Raw genomic sequence first — 22,838 nt, 5'->3', positions numbered from 1 at the left:
GTTACTTCCAACAAATGCGTAACCCAGCGGTTACTTAAGCAAATGAATAAAATGTTGGTGCTTATGATAGTGATCGATGACGTCATTAATGACCGAAATCTTCGACCAGCCCATAATATCATAGTTCTGACCACCTTCACTAAGGTGCACTTCGGCGCGATAGTACGTGGCCTTTTTGTTTTCGTCCAGTGCTGGTGTGTCACTTGGACCAAATTCAGGCTGTTCTGTCGATACAGGATGCACAGCATAAATGAACTCAGGGTCATTGCCCATATCAACGGTTAATATGAGTGCTTCGTCCGTATCTTCAATTTTTATTTCGAATTGCTGCGCTTTAAACTCCTCGCTTACTTCTGTTAGCGCAGGCTTCACCACTTTGTTGATGTAACGACGAACGGCAGTTTCATCTGGAAAGGTCACAATATTTTCAAGGCGCTCTTTCCAGTTTTTGTCAGAGTCATTATGCTGCGGTGTACCCGTTAGTACTTGTAAACTTTCACGTTTGTACGCCTCGATACGAAGGGCTTTCAATAGTCCCGATATAGCGATAAGCAACACAATAGCAAATGGCAGTGCGGCGGCAATCGTCATAGTTTGCAGCGCGCCAAGCCCACCAGCGTAAAGCAGCACTGAACTCACCACACCAACGCCAACAGCCCAGTATACTCGTTGCCACAACGGCGTATTGTTTTCACCGTGTGAACACAGCATATCGACAACCATGGCACCCGAATCACATGAGGTTACAAAGAACACAATGACCATCAATACTGCTATAAGGCTTAGTACTGAAGCGAAAGGGAACTGCTCTAAAAATACAAACAGTGCCACTGAAGTATCTTCATTTACCATTTGTGCAAGTACGTCTTTACCTTGCACTAACACCTGATCAATAGCGGCGTTGCCGAATACGGTCATCCAAAATAGTGTAAATGCTGATGGAATAAGCAGTACGCCCATCACAAATTCGCGGATGGTTCTACCGTATGAGATACGCGCGATAAACAGGCCAACAAACGGCGCCCATGCTAACCACCAACCCCAGTAGAAGATGGTCCAGCCACCAATCCAATCTGTTTTTTCATAGGCGAACAGGTTAAATGTGTTGCGCACTAAATCAGACAGATAAGCCCCTGTGTTTTGCATGAACGCTTGTAGTAAAAATACGGTTGGGCCTAAAACAAGAACAATTAAAAGTAACAGTAAGGCTAAAACCATATTGGTTTCTGAAAGACGGCGTATGCCTTTTTCCAAGCCAGTAGTTACAGAAATAACGGCTAAACCAACAACGCCTGCCATTATAGCTATTTGAACACCAGTATTTGACGGTAGACCAAATAAATAGTTAAACCCCGCATTTACTTGCGAAGCACCAAAGCCTAGCGACGTCGATACACCAAAAACCGTTGATGTAACCGCGAATATATCAACCACGTGCCCAGGCCAGCCGTAAATCCGATCACCAATTAAAGGATATAAAGCAGAACGCAGTGTAAGAGGTAAGTTTTGACGGTACGCAAAATAGCCCAAAATCAGCGCCACTACCGCATAAATTGCCCAAGCATGAACACCCCAATGGAAAAATGTGGTTTTCATTGCTTCGCGAACGGCGTCAATACTCTCAGCTTGCGCAGTTGGGGGCGCTAAAAAGTGCATTAAGGGCTCGGCAACGCCAAAGAACATAAGCCCAATTCCCATTCCTGCTGCAAACAACATACTAAGCCAGGTCCCAAAGCTAAATTCGGGGCTTGCGTGATCTGGGCCTAACTTAATTTCGCCGTAGCGTGACATGCCGAGGAAAACAACAAACACCACAATTACTGCGACAGTAAATACATAAAACCAACTACCGTTGGTCACAATTGCGCTCTGAAGCTTTTGGAAAAGCGCGTCTGCTGTTTCAGGAGTACCAGCAGCGAAGATAAGTAAACATAGGATTAAAGCTGACGATGTAATAAACACCGGCTTGTTGAGTGGAGATTTATTTTCGTTCTCAATCACGCAGTAAATTCCTTTCACCTTTTATAAATTTCGGTTTATACGCAGAAATATACCGCATGGAGCATTTTTTATAAACATCAGATGAAATTATTTGATTTGTATGTATTTGGTCGGTGAGTCAAAGTGCAGTCTTTTTTTTGCAGTTGTTTTTACGATATAAATTAGACTTTCTGCTAGGTTTTAGGTGTTTTTGGTTAATTATTAATCGTTAGAGTAGAAATAATTAATAGATTGTGTATCGTAATATATGATCTTTTTGATATGTGTTTTAAGTAAACACTGTCCGAAGAATAAAAAACAATTGAAGGAAACACACACAAATGCGAAAAACTCAGCTTAGCTGTGCAATCATCGCTGCACTGGCATCCACCTCTCTGGCTGCGCAAGAAACTAAAGCGCCTGCTAAACTTGAAACCATTGAAGTTACCGCCACCAAACGAAGTGAATCTATTCAAGACGTTCCGGTTGCAGTCACTGCGTTAAACGGTAAAGCGTTGGAAAATCTCGGTATAGATAACTTCCAAGACTACGTTGAATTCCTCCCAAATGTGGTTTTCCAGGGTACAGGACCAGGGCAAAACGAGATTTACATTCGCGGCGCTGCCACCACACAATCAAACATCATGCTTTCATCTGTGCAGGCTCTACAGCCTTCAGTCGCGTTTTATCTTGATGAAATGCCTGTCTCAATGGCAGGGCGTAATTTAGACGTTTACGCAACAGATGTTCAGCGTGTTGAAGTGTTACCGGGGCCACAAGGCACGCTTTTCGGCGCGAGTTCTCAAGCTGGTACTATTCGCCTTATCACCAATAAACCTGATCACACTAGCTTTGCCGCGGGTTTCGATACCAACATCAGTTTCACCAAAGATGGTGAAATGAGTAATGCCGTTGAAGCGTACTTTAACATGCCTCTTACCGACGACTTAGCGGTTCGTGTAGCGGCATACAACGACAAGCAGGGCGGATGGATTGATAACGTCCGAAATGTGCCAGGCGAAGGCGGTTATATTGGCAGTGCCGTGGTTATCGACCGTATCTCTGCAAACTTCGGTAAGTTGGCAGAGCCAGAAGAAATGGATAGGAATCGCTTAATCAGCCCTGGGATAAACTCGAATTCTGAAGCGAGAGTGGTGTCACCGCAAAATGACGCATTGGTAGAAGAAGATTTCAATGATGCAACGTATAGCGGCGCACGATTTGGTTTGTCTTATCACTTTAACGACAATTGGGATGTGCTGGTTCAGCATACACAACAAACCTTAGACACCGAGGGAGTGTTTGCCTACGACCCAACGCTAGAGGGAGAAAGCTCTGCAATACGTTTCCAGCCCGAAGAGAATAAAGATGAATTTGGCTTAACAACGTGGACGTTGGAAGGCCGTCTGGAAAAGTTAGATGTTGTTTATACCGGTGGCTATTTAGATAGAGAGATCGATACACTGGCAGACTATACCGGTTACACAAACGGAGGGTTGTTTTCTTCTTACTATGTGTGTGACTATTCAAACCCGGTTGCGGAAGACCAGCGCTGTTTAGACCCCACCAAGTATTATCGTGAAGACACAACAAGCACGCGTACCACGCACGAGCTTCGCTTCAATACAACGATGGATACGCCTTGGCGAGTCACAGCAGGCTTGTTTTATGATGATCAAGAAGTCGCTACCGTTGGTCAGTTTAACATTGCAAATACGGAACTAGAAATATTCAACAATTTGCAAAGAACACTTAAAGGCAATGAGGGGATAAACAGTGATGGCGGCCCATTCCCAGCAGAGGTAAGCTTCGTAAACGACATCACTCACACCATTGAGCAAATCGCGGTATTTGGTCAATTTGAATACGACATTACCGATGCCTTGACGGCAAGTATTGGTGCCCGTTGGTATCAAATTGACGATAAGTACGTGGGATCAACCACAACGGTAGACGTCACGCGACGCATCCGCGCATTCGGTACACAAGATCCTGATGAACTCGCCGCTGTAGGACTAGACCCTCAACTTGTCGAGGCCGCCATTGCAAGTGGGCAGTTGGAAGTAGACCTACTTGACGATAACGGCGTACTTACCGTTGACGACACTATTTATAAGTTTTCATTAGACTGGAAAGTAAATGAAGACGTGTTGCTATTTGCAAACTATTCGGAAGGCTTTAGACCACCGGTGACTAACCGTGTAGGTGGCGGACTGGCTGACAATCAAAGTGGAAAGTTCGAAAACTTCCGTATACCTGTTTACTCAACCACAGATACACTTGATAACTACGAACTTGGCTTAAAGGGAGACTTCTTTGATGGCTTAGTTCGAGTTAACGCCACGGCTTACTATTCTGAAATTAAAGAGCTGCAAACTTCTCGCTTTGACCCAACAAATATTTCGTTTTTAGTATTTACCGATAACGTGGGCGACGCAGAAATTAAAGGGCTTGACGCGGATATGACGTGGCTCGCTAGCGACGACCTTGTTATTAATGCTGCGTTTAGTTTGCTTGATACTGAGCTAACGCGAGTTAATTCGGAACTAGAGGGTATTGCTGCTGGTGTTGGCTCGGAACTACCTTATTCAGCTGAGTTTTCAGGAAACATTAACGCGCGATACTTCTTCGAATTAGAGGGTGACAAGCGCGGTTATATCAATGGCTCAGTGAGCTATACCGGCGACCGTTTAGCAGGCATGGTAATGGACGCTTATGTTATGGAAGACGCCACGTCACTTATCTATGGCACTGATTCTGGTCTTAAAATCCAACAAGAAGCTGATGTATTTGAAGGTGTAACCTATGCCGATGCAAATGGTGAAACCTTCCGCGGTGGTCGATACGTGCAGGAATCGTACGTACTGACTAATCTTGCTGTCGGTGTGACAAATGACGTGTGGAAAGCTGAGCTATATATCGACAACGTATTCGATGAAAGAGCGATTTTGAATATAGACACACAGCAATTTACACCGAAAGTAGTGACAAATAGACCGCGCACTATTGGGCTTCGTTTCTCTTACGATTATTATTAATGTAAGACTAATCGCTTATAAGCTTAGTAAAAAGTTGAAAGCGTGACTGTCTTTCATTTGATGGAAGCATATGAGGGTTAGTTGCGCTCCATTAAAAACGGCTAGCTCTTCGGGCTCGCCGTTTTTGTGTTTACGCTGTTACGAAATAGGCGTGTTTAATGACATTAGAAGAACAAAAAAAGTACAACAGCTAAAGCAGTGGCTTATGCAATCGCAGCATCAAGCTGTGATTTCAGGTTGTAATGAAATATTGTGTAGTGCGACCGATCAGAAAGGCTTAAGCCTAAATACGTTGAAAGAAGTATTTTATTTGAAAGCGGTTTCCTTTCGTTTAATGAATGACTTCGACAATGCAATAGTGACACTGAATGAGCTTTTATCCATATTTCCTGATTATGGACGGGCGTTTCAAGAGCTAGGATACTGTTATATTGGCTCTGATAGAAGAAAAGCAGCACACTGTTTTTATCAAGCAACGTGTTTCAACCCAGCGTTAATTGCCGCCTGGTTACAGCTTGAAAAAGTTTACAAAGAAGATGACCAATCACAGGCCCTTCGGCTTTGCCAGCAACAAATTGCATTCTTAAAGCACTTACCAAAGCCTTTATTAGGTGCAACAGACTTGATGTACGAGGGGCAGTTGCAAAAGGCCGAACAGGTTTGCAGACAGTTTTTATTAAAGAATGATCACCATCCAGAGGCTATGATGCTTTTGGCGGAAATTGGGATCCAGCTAAAAGTTTACAGTGACGCCGAGTTTTTATTAGAAAGTTGCGTAACGCTTTTCCCTGATAACGACAGAGCCGCCGCTGCCTATCAGAACTTGTTGGCAAAATTAGGAAAATTTCCAGAAGCAGTCACCGTCGCTGAAAAACGTCTAAAAGCTTTACCAGATAATTCCACTGTGAAAATAGGATTGGCTTATGCGCTCGTTGGTGTTGGCGATCTAACCAAGGCGATTGATATTTATCGTAAACTACTTGCGCACAACGATGACCGGCCCGCTGTGTGGGTTGCGTTGGGCCACGCGTTAAAGGCTAAAGGTGATACAAAAGATGCTGTGGATGCTTACAAGAAAGCTATTCAATTCGCCGAGGATTTTGGCGATGCATATTGGAGTTTAGCCAATACAAAAACGCATAAATTTAATGATGAGTACATAGCACAAATGGAAAGTGTGGTAAATGCTGATGCCACTAAGCTTGATGATGAGATTCACATTTGTTTCGCGTTAGGAAAAGCTTTCGAAGATCGCGGCAACGCTCATGAAGCTTTTCAATTTTACGCGCGTGGCAACACACTTAAGAAACGCACTCTTCAATATGACATTGCCAAAACCGAAAAAGCACTTAACGCGCAGCAGAAATCGTTTTCCTTAGAAAGTTTTAATAAAAAGCAGGGCTGCCAAGCATCAGACCCCATCTTCATTGTAGGCTTGCCTCGTGCGGGTTCAACCTTATTAGAGCAAATTCTGGCGTCTCATTCTAAAGTAGACGGAACTATGGAGCTGCATAACATTTTGGGTATAGCATCATCATTAAGCCATCAAAAGACGCCGTATCCTTTGAACGTAACAGCACTTGAAGATGAGACACTTGAGACATTGGGTAAGCAATACATTGATCAAACTCATGCTTATCGCCAAGGTGCACCGTTCTTCATTGATAAAATGCCTAACAATTTTATACATATTGGATTAATTAAAAAAATACTTCCCAACGCGAAGATCATTGATGCACGCAGAAACCCTATGGACTGTTGTTTTAGTGGGTTTAAACAGCTTTTTGGTGACGGACAGGAGTTCAGCTATTCACTGTCTGATATTGGGCGATACTACAATGCTTATGAAAAGTTGATGGCCTATTGGCACTCTGTGTTGCCAGGCGAAATTCTAACCGTGCAACACGAAGACGTGTTAGACGATTTGGAAGGCCAAGTAAAACGTATCTTAACGTTCTGTGGTTTAGAATTCGAAGAGGCGTGTTTGCGTTTTCACAAAACACAACGTGTCATTAAAACACCAAGCTCAGAACAAGTTCGCCAGCCAATTTATAAAACAGGAATGGGTCAGTGGAAGCCATTTGAGTCGAATCTAGCAGAACTCAAGGACGTGCTGAACATCACGTAGAATAACACGCAGTGACCGATCATTTTTTAAATGCTGATCACGGTTTTATAAATCGTGACCAGCGTAGCGTAACGTTTCTGACTGACAGTATAGGACTATGGTTAGCGTTAACCCGTTTATGGTTGATAAGGCAGCGAAGATTGATGAAGGATAATGCGAACTTTTCCGTCTTCACACTGTTTGAAAACAAAGCTCTTGTTTACAAAAATATGGCTGTCGTCTTCGCCGATAAAGTGTACGTTACACTGAACAATAGCTAGCTCACCGTTTAAGATAAAATCTTCCTTGCTATACCAAACCTTTACCCATGGCTTAAGCTTGAACCCATTGTCGTTGGGGTAGTCGCTATTGCCACCTACGAAGTATGAAAGCGCCCCTTCTTTTGTTGGGCGAAATGTTTGAGCACCAAACGTTAAGGTAGGCTTAAATAGCACCTTGCCATTATCATAATCGTAGTTTTCAGATAAAACCTTTGATGCGAAAGCTTTCACATCGCCACCTTCAGCGTGTACTTTTCCCACCGCAACAACATTGTCGCACCAAGTCTGAAGGGCTGTATGAACCATCTCTTTTGTAAACATAACGCTATCTCCTAATGTAAAAGTGATGTTATATTGTAACAGTTGGGTTTGATGATAACGCTATAACGATGAAATGTAATGCATTACCCGTGATAGTGAATCGCTATCAGTAGAGTGTTCGGTCTAAAAGATACGAAAAGTATGCAATGCACCTCACGGAATATCTACCTTGTTAATACTTACGACGCTTCAGTCCAGTCTCGGCTAAGATCTTTGCCGAAATTTCTTCAATAGAATATTTAGTGCTGTTCAAAAACGGAATTTTTTCCTTTCTATACAGGTTCTCAACTTCACGAAGCTCCATCCTACATTGTGGTAGCGATGCGTATTTACTGTTTGCGCGTCGCTCTGAACGTATCTGATGTAGTCTATCGGCTTCAATTGTTAGTCCGAAAAGTTTGTTTTTAAATCGTCTTAGGGCAGGAGGCAGTTTCAGCATGTCTCCCATGTCTTCTTCTGTAAAAGGGTAGTTCGCTGCTTTTATTCCGTATTGAAGGGCTAAGTAAAGACTTGTTGGCGTTTTACCCGAGCGTGAAACACCAGTAAGAATGATGTCTGCTTCATCATAATCTTTTAGATTAGAGCCATCGTCATTAGCCAATGCGTAGTTTACGGCCTCAATTCTAATATCGTAGGTGGTTTCGTGGATACTGTGTGTGCGATGTTTTTCTGGTTTTGAAGGAACACCCAATACTTTTTCCAGTGGCGCTACGAATTGATCGAGAAAATTATAGTTAATGCCCACAGATTTCGAGATTATTTTGCGAATATCTACATTCACAATTGTATAAAAAACGAGCGGTCTTTCTCCGGTGTCTTGAAAACTTTCAGAAATTTGCTGTAAAACTTTGTGAGCTTGTTCCTCAGTTTCAACGAAAGGAATGGTGTTGTGATTGAAAGAAACGGGAAACAGGGAAAGCAGGGCGTGGCCGAAGACCTCTGCAGTGATGGCTGTACCATCTGAAATATAAAAAGCTGTGCGCACAACATATCCTTAACATTGGTGTAATTTTATTACAAAAGTAATAAAGGGTTTACATTCTGAATTTCCCCATTCTAAGATGATTTCGTCGAAAAGCTACACGGTTCTTGCGAATGATGGCAAATATCAATAGGTTTGCTGTCAAACGTAATGGACAGCGTTAACAGTGGTTTTCACCACATATCGACTACAATTTGATGAGTTTCAGGTGACAAAAAGCACAAACCTGAAATTAACCTCATACCCTACACATAAAAAAGCTGGAGGCTTGGGCTGTGCAAGAATACGTACTTTGGTATCAAGAACTGGGCATGCATGATGTGGGTCGCGTAGGCGGCAAAAATGCATCATTAGGCGAGATGATTTCAAACCTGGCGAACGCCGGTGTGCAGGTGCCGGGAGGTTTTGCTACCACCGCCGAGGCATTTAATGAGTTTCTAGAGCAAAGTGGCCTAGAAGCGCGCATTCACGAAGTCTTAGACTCGTTAGACGTAGATGACGTAAACGCACTGACCGAAGCGGGTAAGAATATCCGCCAGTGGATCATCGACACACCTTTCCAAGGAAAGCTAGAAGAAGAAATCAAAACTGCGTTTGTCACATTACAGGGTGATGCAGGTGAAGAAGCGTCATTTGCAGTGCGTTCATCAGCCACGGCTGAAGATATGCCTGATGCGTCTTTCGCAGGTCAACAAGAGACTTTCCTTAACGTTAAAGGCTATGAAGCCGTGCTTGTGGCAATTAAGCACGTGTTCGCATCGCTATTTAACGACCGCGCTATTTCATATCGCGTTCACCAAGGATACGACCACAAAGGCGTGGCGCTATCTGCAGGCATTCAACGCATGGTGCGTAGTGATATCGCATCATCAGGCGTTATGTTTACTATCGATACAGAGTCTGGCTTTGAAGACGTTGTATTTATTACCAGCTCATTTGGTTTAGGTGAAATGGTGGTGCAGGGTGCTGTTAACCCTGATGAGTTCTATGTTCACAAACCAACACTTGATAAAGGCCTGCCTGCTATCGTTCGTCGTAACCTTGGTAGTAAGCTTACTAAAATGGTGTACTCAGATGATGAATCACACGGTAAGCAAGTGTCTATTGTCGATATTGATGCAGCTGACAGCAAAACCTTCTCGTTGACTGATGACGAAGTAATGGAGCTTGCTAAACAGGCGCAGATCATTGAAAACCACTACAAGCGTCCTATGGACATCGAGTGGGCAAAAGATGGCGCAGACGGCAAACTTTACATTGTTCAGGCTCGCCCTGAAACAGTACGCAGCCGTGAAGACTCACAGAGCATCGAGCGATTCCAGTTGAAAGGTCAAAGCAACATTGTTTGTGAAGGCCGTGCAATTGGTCACAAAATCGGTGCTGGTGTAGCGAAAGTGCTTGATTCAATTGAAGAGATGGACAAAATCCAGGCGGGTGATGTTCTGGTAACTGACATGACAGACCCTGACTGGGAACCTATCATGAAGAAGGCTTCTGCTATTGTTACCAACCGTGGTGGCCGTACGTGTCACGCGGCAATCATCGCGCGTGAGTTAGGTATTCCAGCGGTTGTGGGTTGTGGTAACGCGACTGACAGTATCAAGAACGGCGACAAAATTACTGTATCTTGTGCTGAAGGTGACACTGGTTTTATCTACGGTGACGAACTGGAGTTCGACGTAGTGACCTCACGCATTGACGCAATGCCTGACCTACCGCTGAAAGTCATGATGAACGTGGGTAACCCCGACCGCGCATTTGATTTTGCTCGCTTGCCAAACGTAGGTGTTGGTCTTGCGCGTCTTGAGTTTATTATCAACCGCATGATTGGTGTGCACCCTAAAGCACTACTTAATTTCGACAGCCAGCCTGAAGAGTTGAAAGAAGAAATTAGCGATATGATTGCAGGCTACGAGTCGCCTACGGAATACTACATCGAGAAATTGGTGGAAGGTATTTCAACCATTGGCGCTGCATTCTCGCCAGAGAAAGTTATTGTTCGTATGTCAGATTTCAAATCGAACGAATACTTCAACTTAGTGGGCGGTTATCAATACGAGCCAGACGAAGAAAACCCAATGTTGGGTTTCCGTGGTGCAAGCCGCTACATCTCTGAAGATTTCCGCGATTGTTTTGCCCTTGAATGTGAAGCCATTAAGCGCGTTCGCAACAAAATGGGCTTGACCAATGTTGAGATCATGATCCCGTTTGTTCGTACATTAGAAGAAGGTCGTCAAGTTATCGAGCTTCTTGAAGAGCAGGGACTTAAGAAAGGTGAAAATGGCCTTCGCGTTATCATGATGTGTGAACTGCCATCGAACGCTTTGCTTGCTGATAAATTCCTAGACATTTTCGACGGTTTCTCTATTGGGTCTAACGACTTAACGCAGTTAACCCTAGGTCTAGATCGCGACAGTGGTCTTATCGCGCACTTGTTTGATGAACGTGATGAAGCGGTGAAAGCACTGTTGTCAATGGCAATTCAGGCAGCGAAGAAGCGTGGAAAATACGTAGGCATTTGTGGTCAAGGTCCATCAGATCACGAAGACTTCGCCGCGTGGCTGGTACAAGAAGGGATTGATTCGGTATCACTTAACCCTGATACCGTGGTTGAAACCTGGCTTTACCTGGCTGAAAAGCACGGCTAATTACGTAGCTCGGATGTGAAGGCGAGATAGGGTCAGAACTATCTAGTTTTTCATCTAACGCCGTGTTATTTCACGACGTTATCGCTTTGATATTATTGAAAAAGAGACCATAAGGTCTCTTTTTTTGTTAGGCAACTTAAAGTGATGGCCACTCATCTAGAAGCAAATCTTTGCTCAAGTTTCATTCCTTAAAAAAACTGTGGTTATTTAGCAAAACTATGCATTTTTGCGTGTTGATAACATGACTTTGTGTAATTAAAAATGTAATATTACAAAGTGACTTTCACTTTGAATCTTTGATTAATAATTAACTTGGTTGAATTCTCATGGCACATAATGACAGCGCAGTTTCAGTAAATACTTCCGAAGAAAACGTTATGCAATCACGCTCTGTGGTAGAGCAGTTGGCGGAAGCGCAAAAAGAAATTAACGAGCTTAAAATGCAGTTAATGTGGATGGAACGCAACTACGAGTAAGAATGACCTATTAGAATAAGGCGGGATTTAACCGTCCAAAACTGAAAGTGTTTTCCTTTTAATTGTAATGTTACAGGTTGATTTACAGTTTGAATAAAAGGAGGTCATGTTGGCCTCCTTTTATGTCTCTAATGGTTGTTTGCTGCTCTTAAGCAATGGCTTAGTTAGTTGGAAATGGCGAATAAGCTAATGGCTAGGTTTTTTCGCCTTTTTGATGTGCAAAAAAGCTCAAGACCTTCTCATATTACTTGGTTAAATTATGTCCGGTTGGATTAGTGTGCTATTGTAAATAACGTTTGGCTAGCAGTATGCATGAGGCAGGGAGGGAAACTACGATGGCTTATAAATTTAAGTTTTTTGCACAACCTGTGATCAGTAACATCAGAACGTTCTGTGAAGCTGCGCTGGTTGAATTCACTATTGGTCTGATATGTGCAGTTTTCGCCTATGCAAGTTATGGTGTATTTATTCACCTTTTTGTTGCTTGCGTTGTTATCTCGATAGCGTGTTTTTGCCTAAGTATCTATAACTTATATAGTCTTTTCTATTATTCATAAAGCAATTCGCTTTTTCGCTACTATTGAGACACACCCGAATACAGCATACATCCATAAAAAAGGGTTAACACTGTGTGTTAACCCTATTTGATATGATTGCCTGTCTTAAATAGCGTTAGTATTTATTCATCAAACCAGCGATTAAGCCGAATCTATAGAATGCTTACGCTTTAAGCTGGTTACCAATAGGTAGCTGGCGAATACGCTTACCGCATGCAGCAAAAATGGCATTGCAGAGCGCTGGCGCATACACGGGGGTTGCAGGTTCACCTACACCTGCTGGCGGCGCATCGCTTTCAATTACTTCAACTTCTACCTCTAGTGGTGAATCGCTCATGCGCGGTACACGGTAGTTGTGGAAGTTACTCTGCTGTACACGCCCTTTATCAAACGTTATACCGTCACTGATTGCTGTTGTTATACCGTAAACCGAGCCGCCTTGGGTTTGGTTTTTAACCGTATCGGTGTTAACTACAGTACCTGCATCAATAGCTACCCATGATTTAATCACGCTAAGATCGCCAGCGTCAGACACCTCAACTTCAACCACAGTAGCAACGTAAGTTAAAAAGCTACGGTGCGCAGCAATACCCAGTCCGCGGCCTTTAGGCATGTTGCGGCCCCAGCCTGCCATGTCAGATACTTTCTCAATTACATTACGAAGACGGCCTGTATCCAAAGGATAAACCGACTTATCACCCCAATAGTTTTGATATTCGGCTTTTTGATCCGTCACATCAATAATTCTATCAGGACCAATTACTTCCAATAGGTAATCTTTAGCGTCTTTGCCTGCTTTGTGGGCTGCTTCATTAATAAACGACTGTACAGCAAACGCGTGGAAGATGTTCGATACTGAACGCATCCATCCAATACGGGCTTTGGCTGGCGCTTCACCGCGCTCTAACTTCATGTTGGGCGTAAGAATAGGGTTATCCGTAAAGCCCAAATCTAACTCAAAGCTAAAGGGGGCGTTCGCGCCCTCTTGGAACGTAGAGGCAATAGGTGAAAACGCGGTTCTGTGAAGATAAGCGTCAATTTTACCGTTTTCATCTAGTGCAGCTTCAACATGTTGAGCAGAAACTGCGTGATAGAAGCCGTGCTGAATATCATCTTCGCGTGTCCATTGAACGCGAATTGGCTTACCCGTTTTCATTGATAGGTATGCCGCTTCCGCTGAAAAGTCAGGCTTAGACTTACGCCCGAAAGCACCACCTAGCATGGTAACGTGAACATTGATTTTTTCTTTGTCCATGCCAACCATAGCGCCCACGGTTTCCATATCAGCCTGCGGATTTTGTGTTGCTGCCCATACGTCAACGCGATCTTTATAGTACATGGCAGTAGCACATGGTGGCTCCATTGGGGCTTGTGCTAAATGCGGCACGTAATAGTCAGCAACCAGTTTGTCGCTGGCTTTTTCTAAAACGCTCAACGCATCGCCTTTTTCTCTAACAAGCGCTTGAGGTGCATTTACTGTGTTAAGCAACTGCTCTTTAAAGTTCGCTGAGTTATAGTCGCCATTTGCGCCATCGTCCCAAGTGACGTCTAACGCTTTGCGGCCTTGCCATGCTGCCCATGTGTTGTTAGCTATAATGGCTAGCCCACCTTTTGGCTGGAACTGGGGCGCACCTTTGGGTGCTGGAATTTCAATTACATCAACAACGCCATTAACCGCTTTTGCTTTATCTGCATTGAAGCTTTTCACCTTACCGCCCACTACAGGAGGGCGTTCGATTATAGCAACAAGTGCTTTTGGCTCGCGCACGTCGGCGGCGAAGGTTGCTTTACCGGTAACGATATCTTGAAGGTCGATATGCGCCATACCGGTATTGATGTAACGCCATTCTTTCCTTTCTTTAAGCTTAAGCTTATCTGCTTCTGGCGGCGTAATGGTTAATGCATCGTCTATTAAGTCTTTATACGCAAGCGTTTTACCTGAAGTGTGTGTTACCACATGCTGCTCGGCAACACAGGTACTTGGCTCAACACCCCAACGTTTAGCTGCTGCATGTTGCATCATATAACGCACGCTTGCGCCCATTTCTCGAAGACGCTGCATATTGAAGCGGATACTACGCGATCCATCGGTGTTTTGGTCACCGTATTTGGGGTCGCCTTTGCCTTGAATAACAATGACTTTGTCCCACGCAGCTTCCATCTCGTCAGCTACAATTTGCGCAATGGCGGTTCGGATCTGTTGACCCATTTCGCTGCGGTGACACGTTACTTCAATCATGCCGTCAGGGCGAAGTGCAATAAACAAGTTTGCGCGCTTTGCGTTTTCCGCCGGCTTTGCTAATACGCCAGCCATGGCGCGAGGTGCACCACCCATAAAATAGGTACCAAGAACCAGTGCGCCTGCCGCTGCTGTCGATTTTAAGAAACTGCGGCGATTCATATCAAAATAGGTATTCTCACTCATGCTTCTTCTCCCGCTTGGGCTGGGTCAAAGTAGCTCACGCCAGCGTTGCCGCTTATTGATTTCGACGCAGACTTAATGGCCTTGTGAATGCGAGGGTACGTTCCGCAACGACAGATGTTGCCCGACATATTCTGAACAATTTCTTCGTCACTTGGCGTTGGGTTGGTTGATAATAGACTGGCAGCTTGCATGATTTGCCCACATTGGCAGAAACCACATTGTGGTACTTTGTGTTCTACCCACGCTTTTTGGACAGGGTGATCGCCATTTTCGCTTAGCCCTTCAATAGTGGTAATTTTTCTGCCTTGAACGGCTGACACAGGCAATACGCAAGAGCGTTGTGCCATGCCATCAATGTGAACAGTACAAGCGCCACATTGCGCCATACCACAGCCAAACTTAGGTCCTGTAAGATTTAATTCGTCACGAAGGTACCACAACACTGGTGTTGATGGGTCACCAGAAAATTCGTGTTTGTTACCATTAACGGTAAACGTGATCATGGTCTTGTCTCCATAGGTAAGCGAAAGATATGACTTGAACCAGATTGTTTAAACCTGGCCTACCCAAGCAGCGCAATGCGGGGTCAACGCATTGCACAAAATCATATCGATACGGTTACATTGCCTGATGATACGAACTATCTAAGATGCTGAGCATGCTCAGATAATTGCCACTATTATTATTGTTAAAGGCTTCGCAATTTATACTTTAGATTACGTTAACACGCATTGCATCATTACGCATTTACATAAGTTTAATTGCTAACACTTTGCGACAAAGTGGTGAGAGATGAAGAGGGAGGCGAAACGCACTGTGCGTTATGGCGTGCTTAACTTTCTAAAAGCACACCTGTTAGAACAAAAACAATTAACGCAGCTTTCGCATAAGAAGAAAACGATCAATTCTACGGGCACCATTCGTCATTGTTTTTTGGCTGTATTTGAGCCAGCTTCGCGCTTTTGGCCAGTCGTAACTTAAGAGCACTAAACCGCCTATCACTAACAAGATAGAGCCTGGAAGTAATGTTAGAACAATACCGCCGATAAACAAGATTGCTCCAAGGGTAAGTCTTACTATTCGCATGTATAAACACTCGACTTGGTGAAATTTTCATCTCACAGTTTCGCCCAAAGATGCACATTTGCCAATATGAAAAATGTAAATGTTTGTGCTTAAAGTGTGAATCAGTCGCTGTTGGTAAAATCCACAGATTGTTGGATAAGTAAGCGGTTAACACCTTCGGTGAATACATTGACATGATTGCAGTGGAAAGCAGGGGTGAAATAAAGTACAAAGATAGAAAAGACGTTCGCTACAAACTAGGGGGAAAGGTGGCCTAGAAGGTAAGTGATACGCGGATATTGTCTAGCGGTGCTAGATAAGAAACGATAATGATAATAATGAGAGCTAAAAGTGGCAGAACAACCAGAAAACCAACCAATCAGTGATGAAGAACGCGCAACGTGGGTACGAGAACAGTTTCAAAAGGCAAACAAATTTTTAGCGGAAAATGGCGTGTTGTTTGATTCTGTTATTACTGAAGAAAGTCGTTATTTAATGCCGTACCTTGCAGTATGGAAAATTAAAGCGATGGACAGCAAACGCTATTGGGTAATTAGTGGTGATTTGCCGTCAGACTATACATCGGTAGACAACGCGAAAGATGCAAAAGAGGCACTTCGCCACTTTGCTATGCATTGGCAGTTAAAGGCTGAAAACCTGATCAATGCAAAAGATGCAGATAAAACGCAAAAAGAATTTGGCGCATTGCTTATCAATCGTGCTGAGAACTTATTTGCTATGCAAAATACGCCAGATCTTTGGGTTTAAAGCTTTAAGTCAGCAACCTAATGAAGTTGAGTCACGTCCGGAAGAGGAAATCGCTCTGCCGGGCATTTTAGACGTTGTCTTGGAACGCCTGCGTCCATAAATACTTGCCCGTCGGGAATAAAACCAATGGATTGGTGATAGGACACGCTTTCTAAATTGCAGACTACTTTGATAATGGGGACGTTGTTTTGCTTTGCCGTGTTAATCAGCGCTTCAAACAAAGCGCGATAAACAGGCAATGTTCTGTGGCAGCGCTTAACAGCAATTCGGCCTAGTTCGCCTCGTTTGGTTAAGCGCCCAGTGGCAATGGGTTCGTTTTCATCATTGACGATAAGCACATGGCACGCTGAGCTGTCGTGTTCGTCGAACTCGCTTGCCTCGGGGACGCGCCACTCTAAAACAAATACATGTTCCCTTAGTGCTTTCAGTCGATGTTTATCCTTTTCCCAATCGACGTTTTGTATCGTAAACGCCATACTTACTTGTTAACCTTCGAACCATTCCCAGTAACCATTATTGATAAGTGTAGTTAAGGTTTCTAAAAATGTAAAAGAAGGCGCGTCTTGGCAACACGTTGCGTTCAAAACGCCTCCTGATGCCAGCACTTCAAACCATTCTTGGTCACTTTTACCAAATTCGAACTGACTGCCATTTACAAAGAGTGCGCGAGGAAGACCACGCTTACCGTCACATAGTAATGCACGCACACCCGGTGCAGGAACAAAGCTAATGCCTGCGGCAAACTCATTTGAAATTTGCTCTAGCGATACTTCGTCTTCTAGCGGATATTCAGGAATGCCTTGTTCACTCATGACTTCTAGAAGTGCCAAAGTAAAGTCTTCACCGTTTATCGCATCTATGAGCTGCTGCTTAAGAATGGCAACATCGCTTGGATTTACCCAAGCACGATTGCTTTGCATAGAGCGGCTTGCATCGGTAAAGCGATAATTATGTGCGCCTTTATCCAACATCATCGCCAGGCTTTCCGCCAGTTGCAGATTGTCCGGAGCACGATAACCCACAGAGTAGGTCAGGCTATCTTCAATTGTCGCTCCATCATGAGGCCAGCCCGGTGGTACGTACACCACATCGCCAGGCTCAACCACAACATCTATAACAGGGTCGAAGCCTTCAATTTGTCTTAATTTTGGATGTGGAAAAACTTCTTTATAGTCCGCCGGCTTGCCCACACGCCAGCGTCTTCGGCCCTTACCTTGAACTAAAAATACATCATATTGGTCGATGTGAGCACCAACGCCTGCACCATTGGTGGCGAAGCTCACCATCAGGTCGTCCAATCGCCAATTAGGGATAAAAGAAAAGGGATCTAGTAGAGGGGTTACGTCGGGCACATATTTATCTACGCCTTGAACTAGTAATGTCCATTTGCCCTGACATGCTTTGTCAAAATCGGTAATTGGCCCTTGTTCAACATGCCAGCTGCCTTTCACGTTGCTAATAATACGTGCATCCACTTCCGATTCTTGTGCTAGACCGGCAAGATCGTTCTCATCGATAGGATCTACAAAGTTGTCAAAGAAGTGTTTGATGACTACCGGCTTTTGCTGCCAGTAGTTTTTTAGAAAGGTTTCTGCATTAAAGCCGTTTCCAGATTGTGCATCAATAATGTACGAATTGTCGTTAGTGGGCATAGTGTCTCTTATAGTAAGCCAATTAAATGGGTTTAATCTGTTGATTTAAGTATTGTGCGTGGCGTTACAAATATGCGGTAAGCGTTAGCACTTTGTCAAAAGCGAGGTCGAAGCTTATGGGCGGCATTATCGATTATTGAAACGTTTATTGCTACCTTGCATTTGCTTCACCTGATCCAGTAGGGAGAGCCGAATTCATAACGGTTCGCATAGGTAATTACCCACTCAGCGAAACTTAACATGTTCGTACTCGCGGCGAGTTACTGCAGGTGTAATTCATCTAACTTAGAAATCACGTGCTTTTTAGCTCAATGTTTACATGGCATGGGTGATTATCAGATGCGCTAGACAGGAGTTAGCAAACGTATGCGCTCATTAGCACTGTTTTCGTGTGCAGCTGTTTTGGTAGGAATGTGGTTTCTTTGCAATTTTCGCCACACATTTTTGACTCACTGAGTTTCCGCTTGTCGTGTTCACGCGTTGAAAGCTTAGTGTTAGCGTTTATATTTGAACCACAAGTGAAGTACGTATTAAAGGAAAAAGGGTTATTCGCACTCGCGCTAGAGCGATGAATAATCTGTCGTTTAACCAGGCTGTAAGACTTCTCACAAATAGCAATTGTATTGGGTGCTGTGTATTGCTCTAACATTGCAGCCCTATTTACCGTAGTTCCCCAAATATCAAAGCCTGCAAGCGGGCGAGCAGATTGGCCGGCAAGTAAAGAGCCTGTCGCAATGCCAACTCGCAGTTGGCTTGAAGATGAAGCTAAAAGGTCGTTGCTATTTACAAGCTCGCGAGCGCGAAATGCGAATTCGATGGCGTTCACCAGAGCGTTCAAAAGCGAGTGTGTTGTACTACTGTGTTCGCCGCTAAAACTAACCGCAATATATTGATCGCCGTTTGTTTTTAATGGCGAAAGGTGTAAATCAGCGGCAAGCACATCGAATTCAGAAAACAGGCTATCTACAAGTCTGGCGCATGTAATGTCGCCATATTTAACTGAGAGTTGTTGGAAGCCTGATAGGTCACAAAAAATGACGACGGCATTTTTTATACAGCTTTTTAAACTCGCGGCACTACTTTTGGTTTCCAGCGTTGGACTTAACACCTTCGAAACCGTGGGGGAAAGTACAACACAGTGTTTTTCCTGCAATGAGAAGGGAGTGTGGTTCGTGTTGCGTAAATCCATTTGCTTGCTCCCACGCGTAGGTGAAAATTCAATGTAGAGAAATTTAGGAATAAAAAAACGCGGTACTAATGACCGCGTTTTTCAGTGTAGTGGAAAGCGTAAGGGCTTATAACTGATCTACAAGCCTGATTGCATCACCAATGTATGTAGCAGGCGTTAATGCCTTGAGCTCTGCTTTGGCCGCTTCTGGCATATCTAGGTTATCAATAAACTCAGCAATGACCTCAGCGTTTACTTTCTTACCACGGGTCAGCTCTTTTAGCTTCTCGTATGGCTTTTCAATACCGTAACGACGCATAACAGTCTGAATAGGCTCTGCAAGCAGTTCCCAATTGTTGTTTAGCTCGTTAAGTAAGCTTTGCTCATTAACTTCTAACTTGCTAATACCTTTCAAAGTAGCCTGATACGCAATAACCGCATAACCTACACCGACGCCAAGGTTACGTAGTACGGTTGAGTCAGTAAGGTCACGTTGCCAGCGAGAGATAGGAAGCTTAGCTGCTAAATGGTCAAAAATAGCGTTCGCCAGACCTAAGTTACCTTCTGAATTTTCGAAATCGATAGGGTTAACTTTGTGTGGCATGGTAGAAGAGCCGATTTCGCCAGCTACCGTTTTTTGCTTGAAGTGACCCAGTGCAATGTAACCCCAAACGTCACGGTCGAAATCGATAAGAATGGTGTTAAAGCGCGCAATGGCATCAAACATTTCTGCAATATAGTCATGCGGCTCTATTTGCGTAGTGAACGGGTTCCAGGTTAGACCTAGTGAGGTAACAAACTTCTCTGAAACTTCGTGCCAATCTACATCTTTATACGCTGACAAGTGTGCATTGTAGTTGCCCACTGCACCGTTAATCTTACCAAGTAACTCAACACCTGCGATTTGGCTACGCTGACGCTTTAGGCGAATAGCCACGTTTGCCATTTCTTTACCCATGGTGGTAGGTGAAGCAGGCTGACCGTGAGTACGTGCCATCATAGGTACGTTCTGGTAGCGCTTAGCAAGCTCTACTAGCGCTTCAATTAATTTGTCACAGTAAGGAAGAATAACGGTCTCGCGGGCTTCGCGAAGCATTAAGCCATGTGAAAGGTTGTTGATGTCTTCAGACGTACACGCAAAGTGGATAAACTCATTTACTGCTGAAAGCTCACTATTGTCGGCAACCTTCTCTTTAAGAAAGTATTCAACTGCTTTCACATCGTGGTTTGTTGTGCGCTCGATTTCTTTGATGCGCATGGCATCTTCAACACTAAATTCAGCTACTATTTTGTCTAGTAGTGCATTTGACGTGTCTGTAAAAGCAGGAACTTCTTCAATTTGTGGGTTAGTAGACAGCATTTGTAACCAACGTACTTCTACTTCTACACGGTATTTTAATAAGCCGTACTCACTGAAAATACTGCGTAATTCTACGCTTTTGCCAGCATATCGACCATCGACAGGGGAAATTGCAGTTAACTGACTCAGTTCCACCTTAAGCTCCTCACTAGTTTATTAATCGTAGTGCTTTAACAGCACTGTTAAGAATGTGTTTGCGTTTAAATAAAATGTTTCTTCGTTTTCCACCCATCTGACGCCACATTACTGCAGCCCTAACACCTGCAAGCAAAAGCGCACGCACTTTATGCTGAGTAGCAGGTTGGCTTAAATAATCTGGGTTACCAGCTACCTGAATACGCGGTGCTAGCGGACTGATGATATCGCTGTAAATGCTCGCTAAAGAGGAGACTATTTGTGGGTTTTGGAAATCGATGTGAGCAAGCTGGCGCTGAACATGGGAAATACGTTCGCCCAGTTCCTGCATTGCTTTAGGCTTTCTCGCTAGCTTTCTTTCAAGGCCTAGAATACTAGCAATATAGCGGGTTAATTCCGTGTCTTTTGTTGCTTGTTTGTCAGATAGCTGTGCTGCGAGTGTGGTGTAACCGGTTTTTAAGTTAGCGAGCTGGCCGAAAACCTGTTGAGGTGTTTCTGGGTCAGTAACCAGTATGCTCGATAAGCTGGCCTCTATAGCCTCGTTATCGGCAGAACCTCGTCTGGCAAGCTGCTGAACCAGCGCAGCAGCTTGACATACACCAGCAAGAGCTAGGTTATTTTCTATGTCGGTATCTAACATCAGCGAATATAACTCTCAATAATACCGCCGCCAAGGCAAACTTCGTCACTATAGAACACCGCTGACTGCCCCGGCGTTACCGCCTTCTGCGGCTCATCAAACATCACTTCAATGGTGTCGTCTTGAGTTGGCGATATTGTACATGGGATATCGGCCTGACGATAACGGGTTTTAACTACCGCGCGCACAGGCTCTGTAATCGTTTTTCTATCCACCCAGTGTAGCTGCTTTGCTACCAAGCCTTTCGAGTATAGGCGAGGGTGGTCGGCACCTTGGCCCACAATAAGCACGTTGCGAGCAACATCTTTATCTACCACATACCAAGGGTCGTCACCGTATTTGGCTAATCCACCAATGTGTAAGCCTTTACGTTGACCTAGCGTGTGATACATCAAGCCTTCGTGTTGGCCAATTTCTTCACCTTCTGCGGTTTCAATAACGCCAGGCTGAGCTGGAAGGTAACGAGCAAGGAAGTCTTTGAATTTGCGTTCACCAATAAAGCAAATCCCGGTAGAGTCTTTCTTATCATGAGTGATAAGACCTTGCTCCTCGGCAATTTTGCGAACTAATGGCTTTTCGATGTCGCCCACAGGAAAAAGCGTTTTAGCAACGTGCTCTTCGCCTAATGTGTAAAGAAAGTAGCTCTGGTCTTTGTTGTTATCAAGACCGCGTAGCATTTGCCATTTACCGTCAACTTCTCGGCGACGAACATAGTGACCAGTAGCAATGTAGTCAGCGCCAAGGTCTTCTGCTGCAAATTCAAGAAACGCTTTAAACTTAATTTCTTTGTTGCACATAATATCTGGGTTTGGCGTACGGCCCGCTTTGTATTCCTCTAAGAAATACTCAAACACGTTATCCCAGTATTCTGCTGCAAAGTTAATGGTGTGCAGTTCAATGCCTAGTTTGTCAGCAACCGCTTGTGCATCTTTTAAATCTTCCGCTGCGGCACAGTATTCATCGTTGTCGTCTTCTTCCCAGTTTTTCATGAAAAGACCTTCAACCTGATAACCCTGTTGTTGGAGTAGGTAGGCTGAAACAGACGAATCGACACCGCCGGACATTCCGACGATCACTTTTTTGCTGGCGTTAGATTCAATATCACTCACTATGGATTGCACACTCATTTGATTAATAAAAAAGAAACCGTATTTGTTAAATCAGTCACCAATTAACATGTTGATAAATATGCTAAGGCGCTTACTCACTCAGTGGGCCATACCACTAATCAGCCA

17 protein-coding genes are annotated in these 22,838 nt (G+C 44.1%); 5 read left to right on the top strand and 12 right to left on the bottom strand.

Translation table 11 applies throughout. The annotated features are described in order from the left end of the window. Positions 1–30: 30 nt before the first annotated feature. On the bottom strand, positions 31–2,001 hold the full coding sequence (locus KUL49_RS17120) for a choline BCCT transporter BetT (protein ID WP_014949310.1): 1,971 nt from the start codon (positions 1,999–2,001) through the stop codon (positions 31–33). A gap of 320 nt (positions 2,002–2,321) precedes the next feature. Between KUL49_RS17120 and KUL49_RS17115 the strand changes: the two genes are divergently transcribed. Together KUL49_RS17115 and KUL49_RS17110 are read left to right on the top strand one after the other, a co-directional pair. Beyond that, the gene (locus KUL49_RS17115) at positions 2,322–5,018 is read left to right on the top strand and encodes a TonB-dependent receptor (RefSeq protein WP_131138061.1); all 2,697 of its coding nucleotides are present in this window, start codon (positions 2,322–2,324) and stop codon (positions 5,016–5,018) included. Between the two features lie 205 nt (positions 5,019–5,223). Next, positions 5,224–7,146 (top strand): tetratricopeptide repeat-containing sulfotransferase family protein, encoded by a 1,923-nt coding sequence (locus tag KUL49_RS17110; RefSeq protein WP_131138060.1) that lies wholly within the window; start codon positions 5,224–5,226, stop codon positions 7,144–7,146. Positions 7,147–7,262: 116 nt separating this feature from the next. Here the strand turns inward: KUL49_RS17110 and KUL49_RS17105 are convergent, their stop codons facing one another. Next, on the bottom strand, positions 7,263–7,727 hold the full coding sequence (locus tag KUL49_RS17105; RefSeq protein ID WP_131138059.1) for a hypothetical protein: 465 nt from the start codon (positions 7,725–7,727) through the stop codon (positions 7,263–7,265). 172 nt (positions 7,728–7,899) lie between these two features. Next, positions 7,900–8,712, bottom strand: a complete 813-nt coding sequence (locus KUL49_RS17100) for a pyruvate, water dikinase regulatory protein (protein WP_014949315.1) — start codon at positions 8,710–8,712, stop codon at positions 7,900–7,902. Between the two features lie 272 nt (positions 8,713–8,984). On the opposite strand from KUL49_RS17100, the gene ppsA reads away from it, so the two are divergent. Both ppsA and KUL49_RS20870 read left to right on the top strand, forming a co-directional pair. Beyond that, positions 8,985–11,357: a phosphoenolpyruvate synthase gene (gene ppsA / locus KUL49_RS17095; RefSeq protein ID WP_131138058.1), complete on the top strand. Its 2,373-nt coding sequence runs from the start codon at positions 8,985–8,987 to the stop codon at positions 11,355–11,357. 326 nt (positions 11,358–11,683) lie between these two features. Beyond that, on the top strand, positions 11,684–11,833 hold the full coding sequence (locus tag KUL49_RS20870) for a hypothetical protein (RefSeq protein WP_155279892.1): 150 nt from the start codon (positions 11,684–11,686) through the stop codon (positions 11,831–11,833). A 720-nt stretch (positions 11,834–12,553) separates the two neighbouring features. Here KUL49_RS20870 and KUL49_RS17085 read toward each other — a convergent pair. From KUL49_RS17085 to KUL49_RS17075, 3 genes are all read right to left on the bottom strand, one after another. After that, positions 12,554–14,815, bottom strand: coding sequence for a molybdopterin cofactor-binding domain-containing protein (locus KUL49_RS17085; RefSeq protein ID WP_131138057.1), 2,262 nt, complete (start codon positions 14,813–14,815; stop codon positions 12,554–12,556). Continuing rightward, a complete protein-coding gene (locus KUL49_RS17080) occupies positions 14,812–15,318 on the bottom strand; it encodes a (2Fe-2S)-binding protein (RefSeq protein ID WP_131138056.1) in 507 nt (168 codons plus the stop codon). The genes KUL49_RS17085 and KUL49_RS17080 overlap by 4 nt, the downstream gene beginning before the upstream one ends. Positions 15,319–15,685: 367 nt before the next feature. Beyond that, complete coding sequence (locus tag KUL49_RS17075; RefSeq protein WP_014949320.1) at positions 15,686–15,901, bottom strand: PGPGW domain-containing protein; 216 nt, start codon at positions 15,899–15,901, stop codon at positions 15,686–15,688. A 330-nt stretch (positions 15,902–16,231) separates the two neighbouring features. Here KUL49_RS17075 and KUL49_RS17070 point away from each other — a divergent pair, with 330 nt between their 5' ends. Next, a complete protein-coding gene (locus tag KUL49_RS17070; RefSeq protein WP_131138055.1) occupies positions 16,232–16,648 on the top strand; it encodes a DUF4826 family protein in 417 nt (138 codons plus the stop codon). A gap of 17 nt (positions 16,649–16,665) precedes the next feature. Here KUL49_RS17070 and KUL49_RS17065 read toward each other — a convergent pair whose 3' ends face one another. The 6 genes from KUL49_RS17065 to mnmA form a co-directional block, all read right to left on the bottom strand. Further along, positions 16,666–17,124: a GNAT family N-acetyltransferase gene (locus KUL49_RS17065; protein WP_014949322.1), complete on the bottom strand. Its 459-nt coding sequence runs from the start codon at positions 17,122–17,124 to the stop codon at positions 16,666–16,668. A 9-nt stretch (positions 17,125–17,133) separates the two neighbouring features. Then, positions 17,134–18,300: a JmjC domain-containing protein gene (locus KUL49_RS17060; protein WP_131138054.1), complete on the bottom strand. Its 1,167-nt coding sequence runs from the start codon at positions 18,298–18,300 to the stop codon at positions 17,134–17,136. 355 nt (positions 18,301–18,655) lie between these two features. Beyond that, on the bottom strand, positions 18,656–19,489 hold the full coding sequence (locus tag KUL49_RS17055; protein WP_131138053.1) for an adenylate/guanylate cyclase domain-containing protein: 834 nt from the start codon (positions 19,487–19,489) through the stop codon (positions 18,656–18,658). Between the two features lie 106 nt (positions 19,490–19,595). Then, positions 19,596–20,963, bottom strand: coding sequence for an adenylosuccinate lyase (gene purB / locus KUL49_RS17050; protein ID WP_039229483.1), 1,368 nt, complete (start codon positions 20,961–20,963; stop codon positions 19,596–19,598). A 13-nt stretch (positions 20,964–20,976) separates the two neighbouring features. Then, positions 20,977–21,603 carry a high frequency lysogenization protein HflD gene (gene hflD, locus KUL49_RS17045; RefSeq protein ID WP_014949326.1) on the bottom strand — a complete coding sequence of 209 codons (627 nt, stop codon included), beginning with the start codon at positions 21,601–21,603 and terminating at the stop codon, positions 20,977–20,979. After that, on the bottom strand, positions 21,603–22,730 hold the full coding sequence (gene mnmA, locus KUL49_RS17040) for a tRNA 2-thiouridine(34) synthase MnmA (RefSeq protein WP_131138052.1): 1,128 nt from the start codon (positions 22,728–22,730) through the stop codon (positions 21,603–21,605). The genes hflD and mnmA overlap by 1 nt, the downstream gene beginning before the upstream one ends. Positions 22,731–22,838 lie beyond the last annotated feature (108 nt).

Source organism: Alteromonas sp. KUL17, from assembly GCF_006538305.1.
GTDB lineage: Bacteria > Pseudomonadota > Gammaproteobacteria > Enterobacterales > Alteromonadaceae > Alteromonas > Alteromonas macleodii.
The sequence above is the reverse complement of the archived record's forward strand: the minus strand, read 5'-3'. Positions and strand labels throughout refer to the sequence as shown.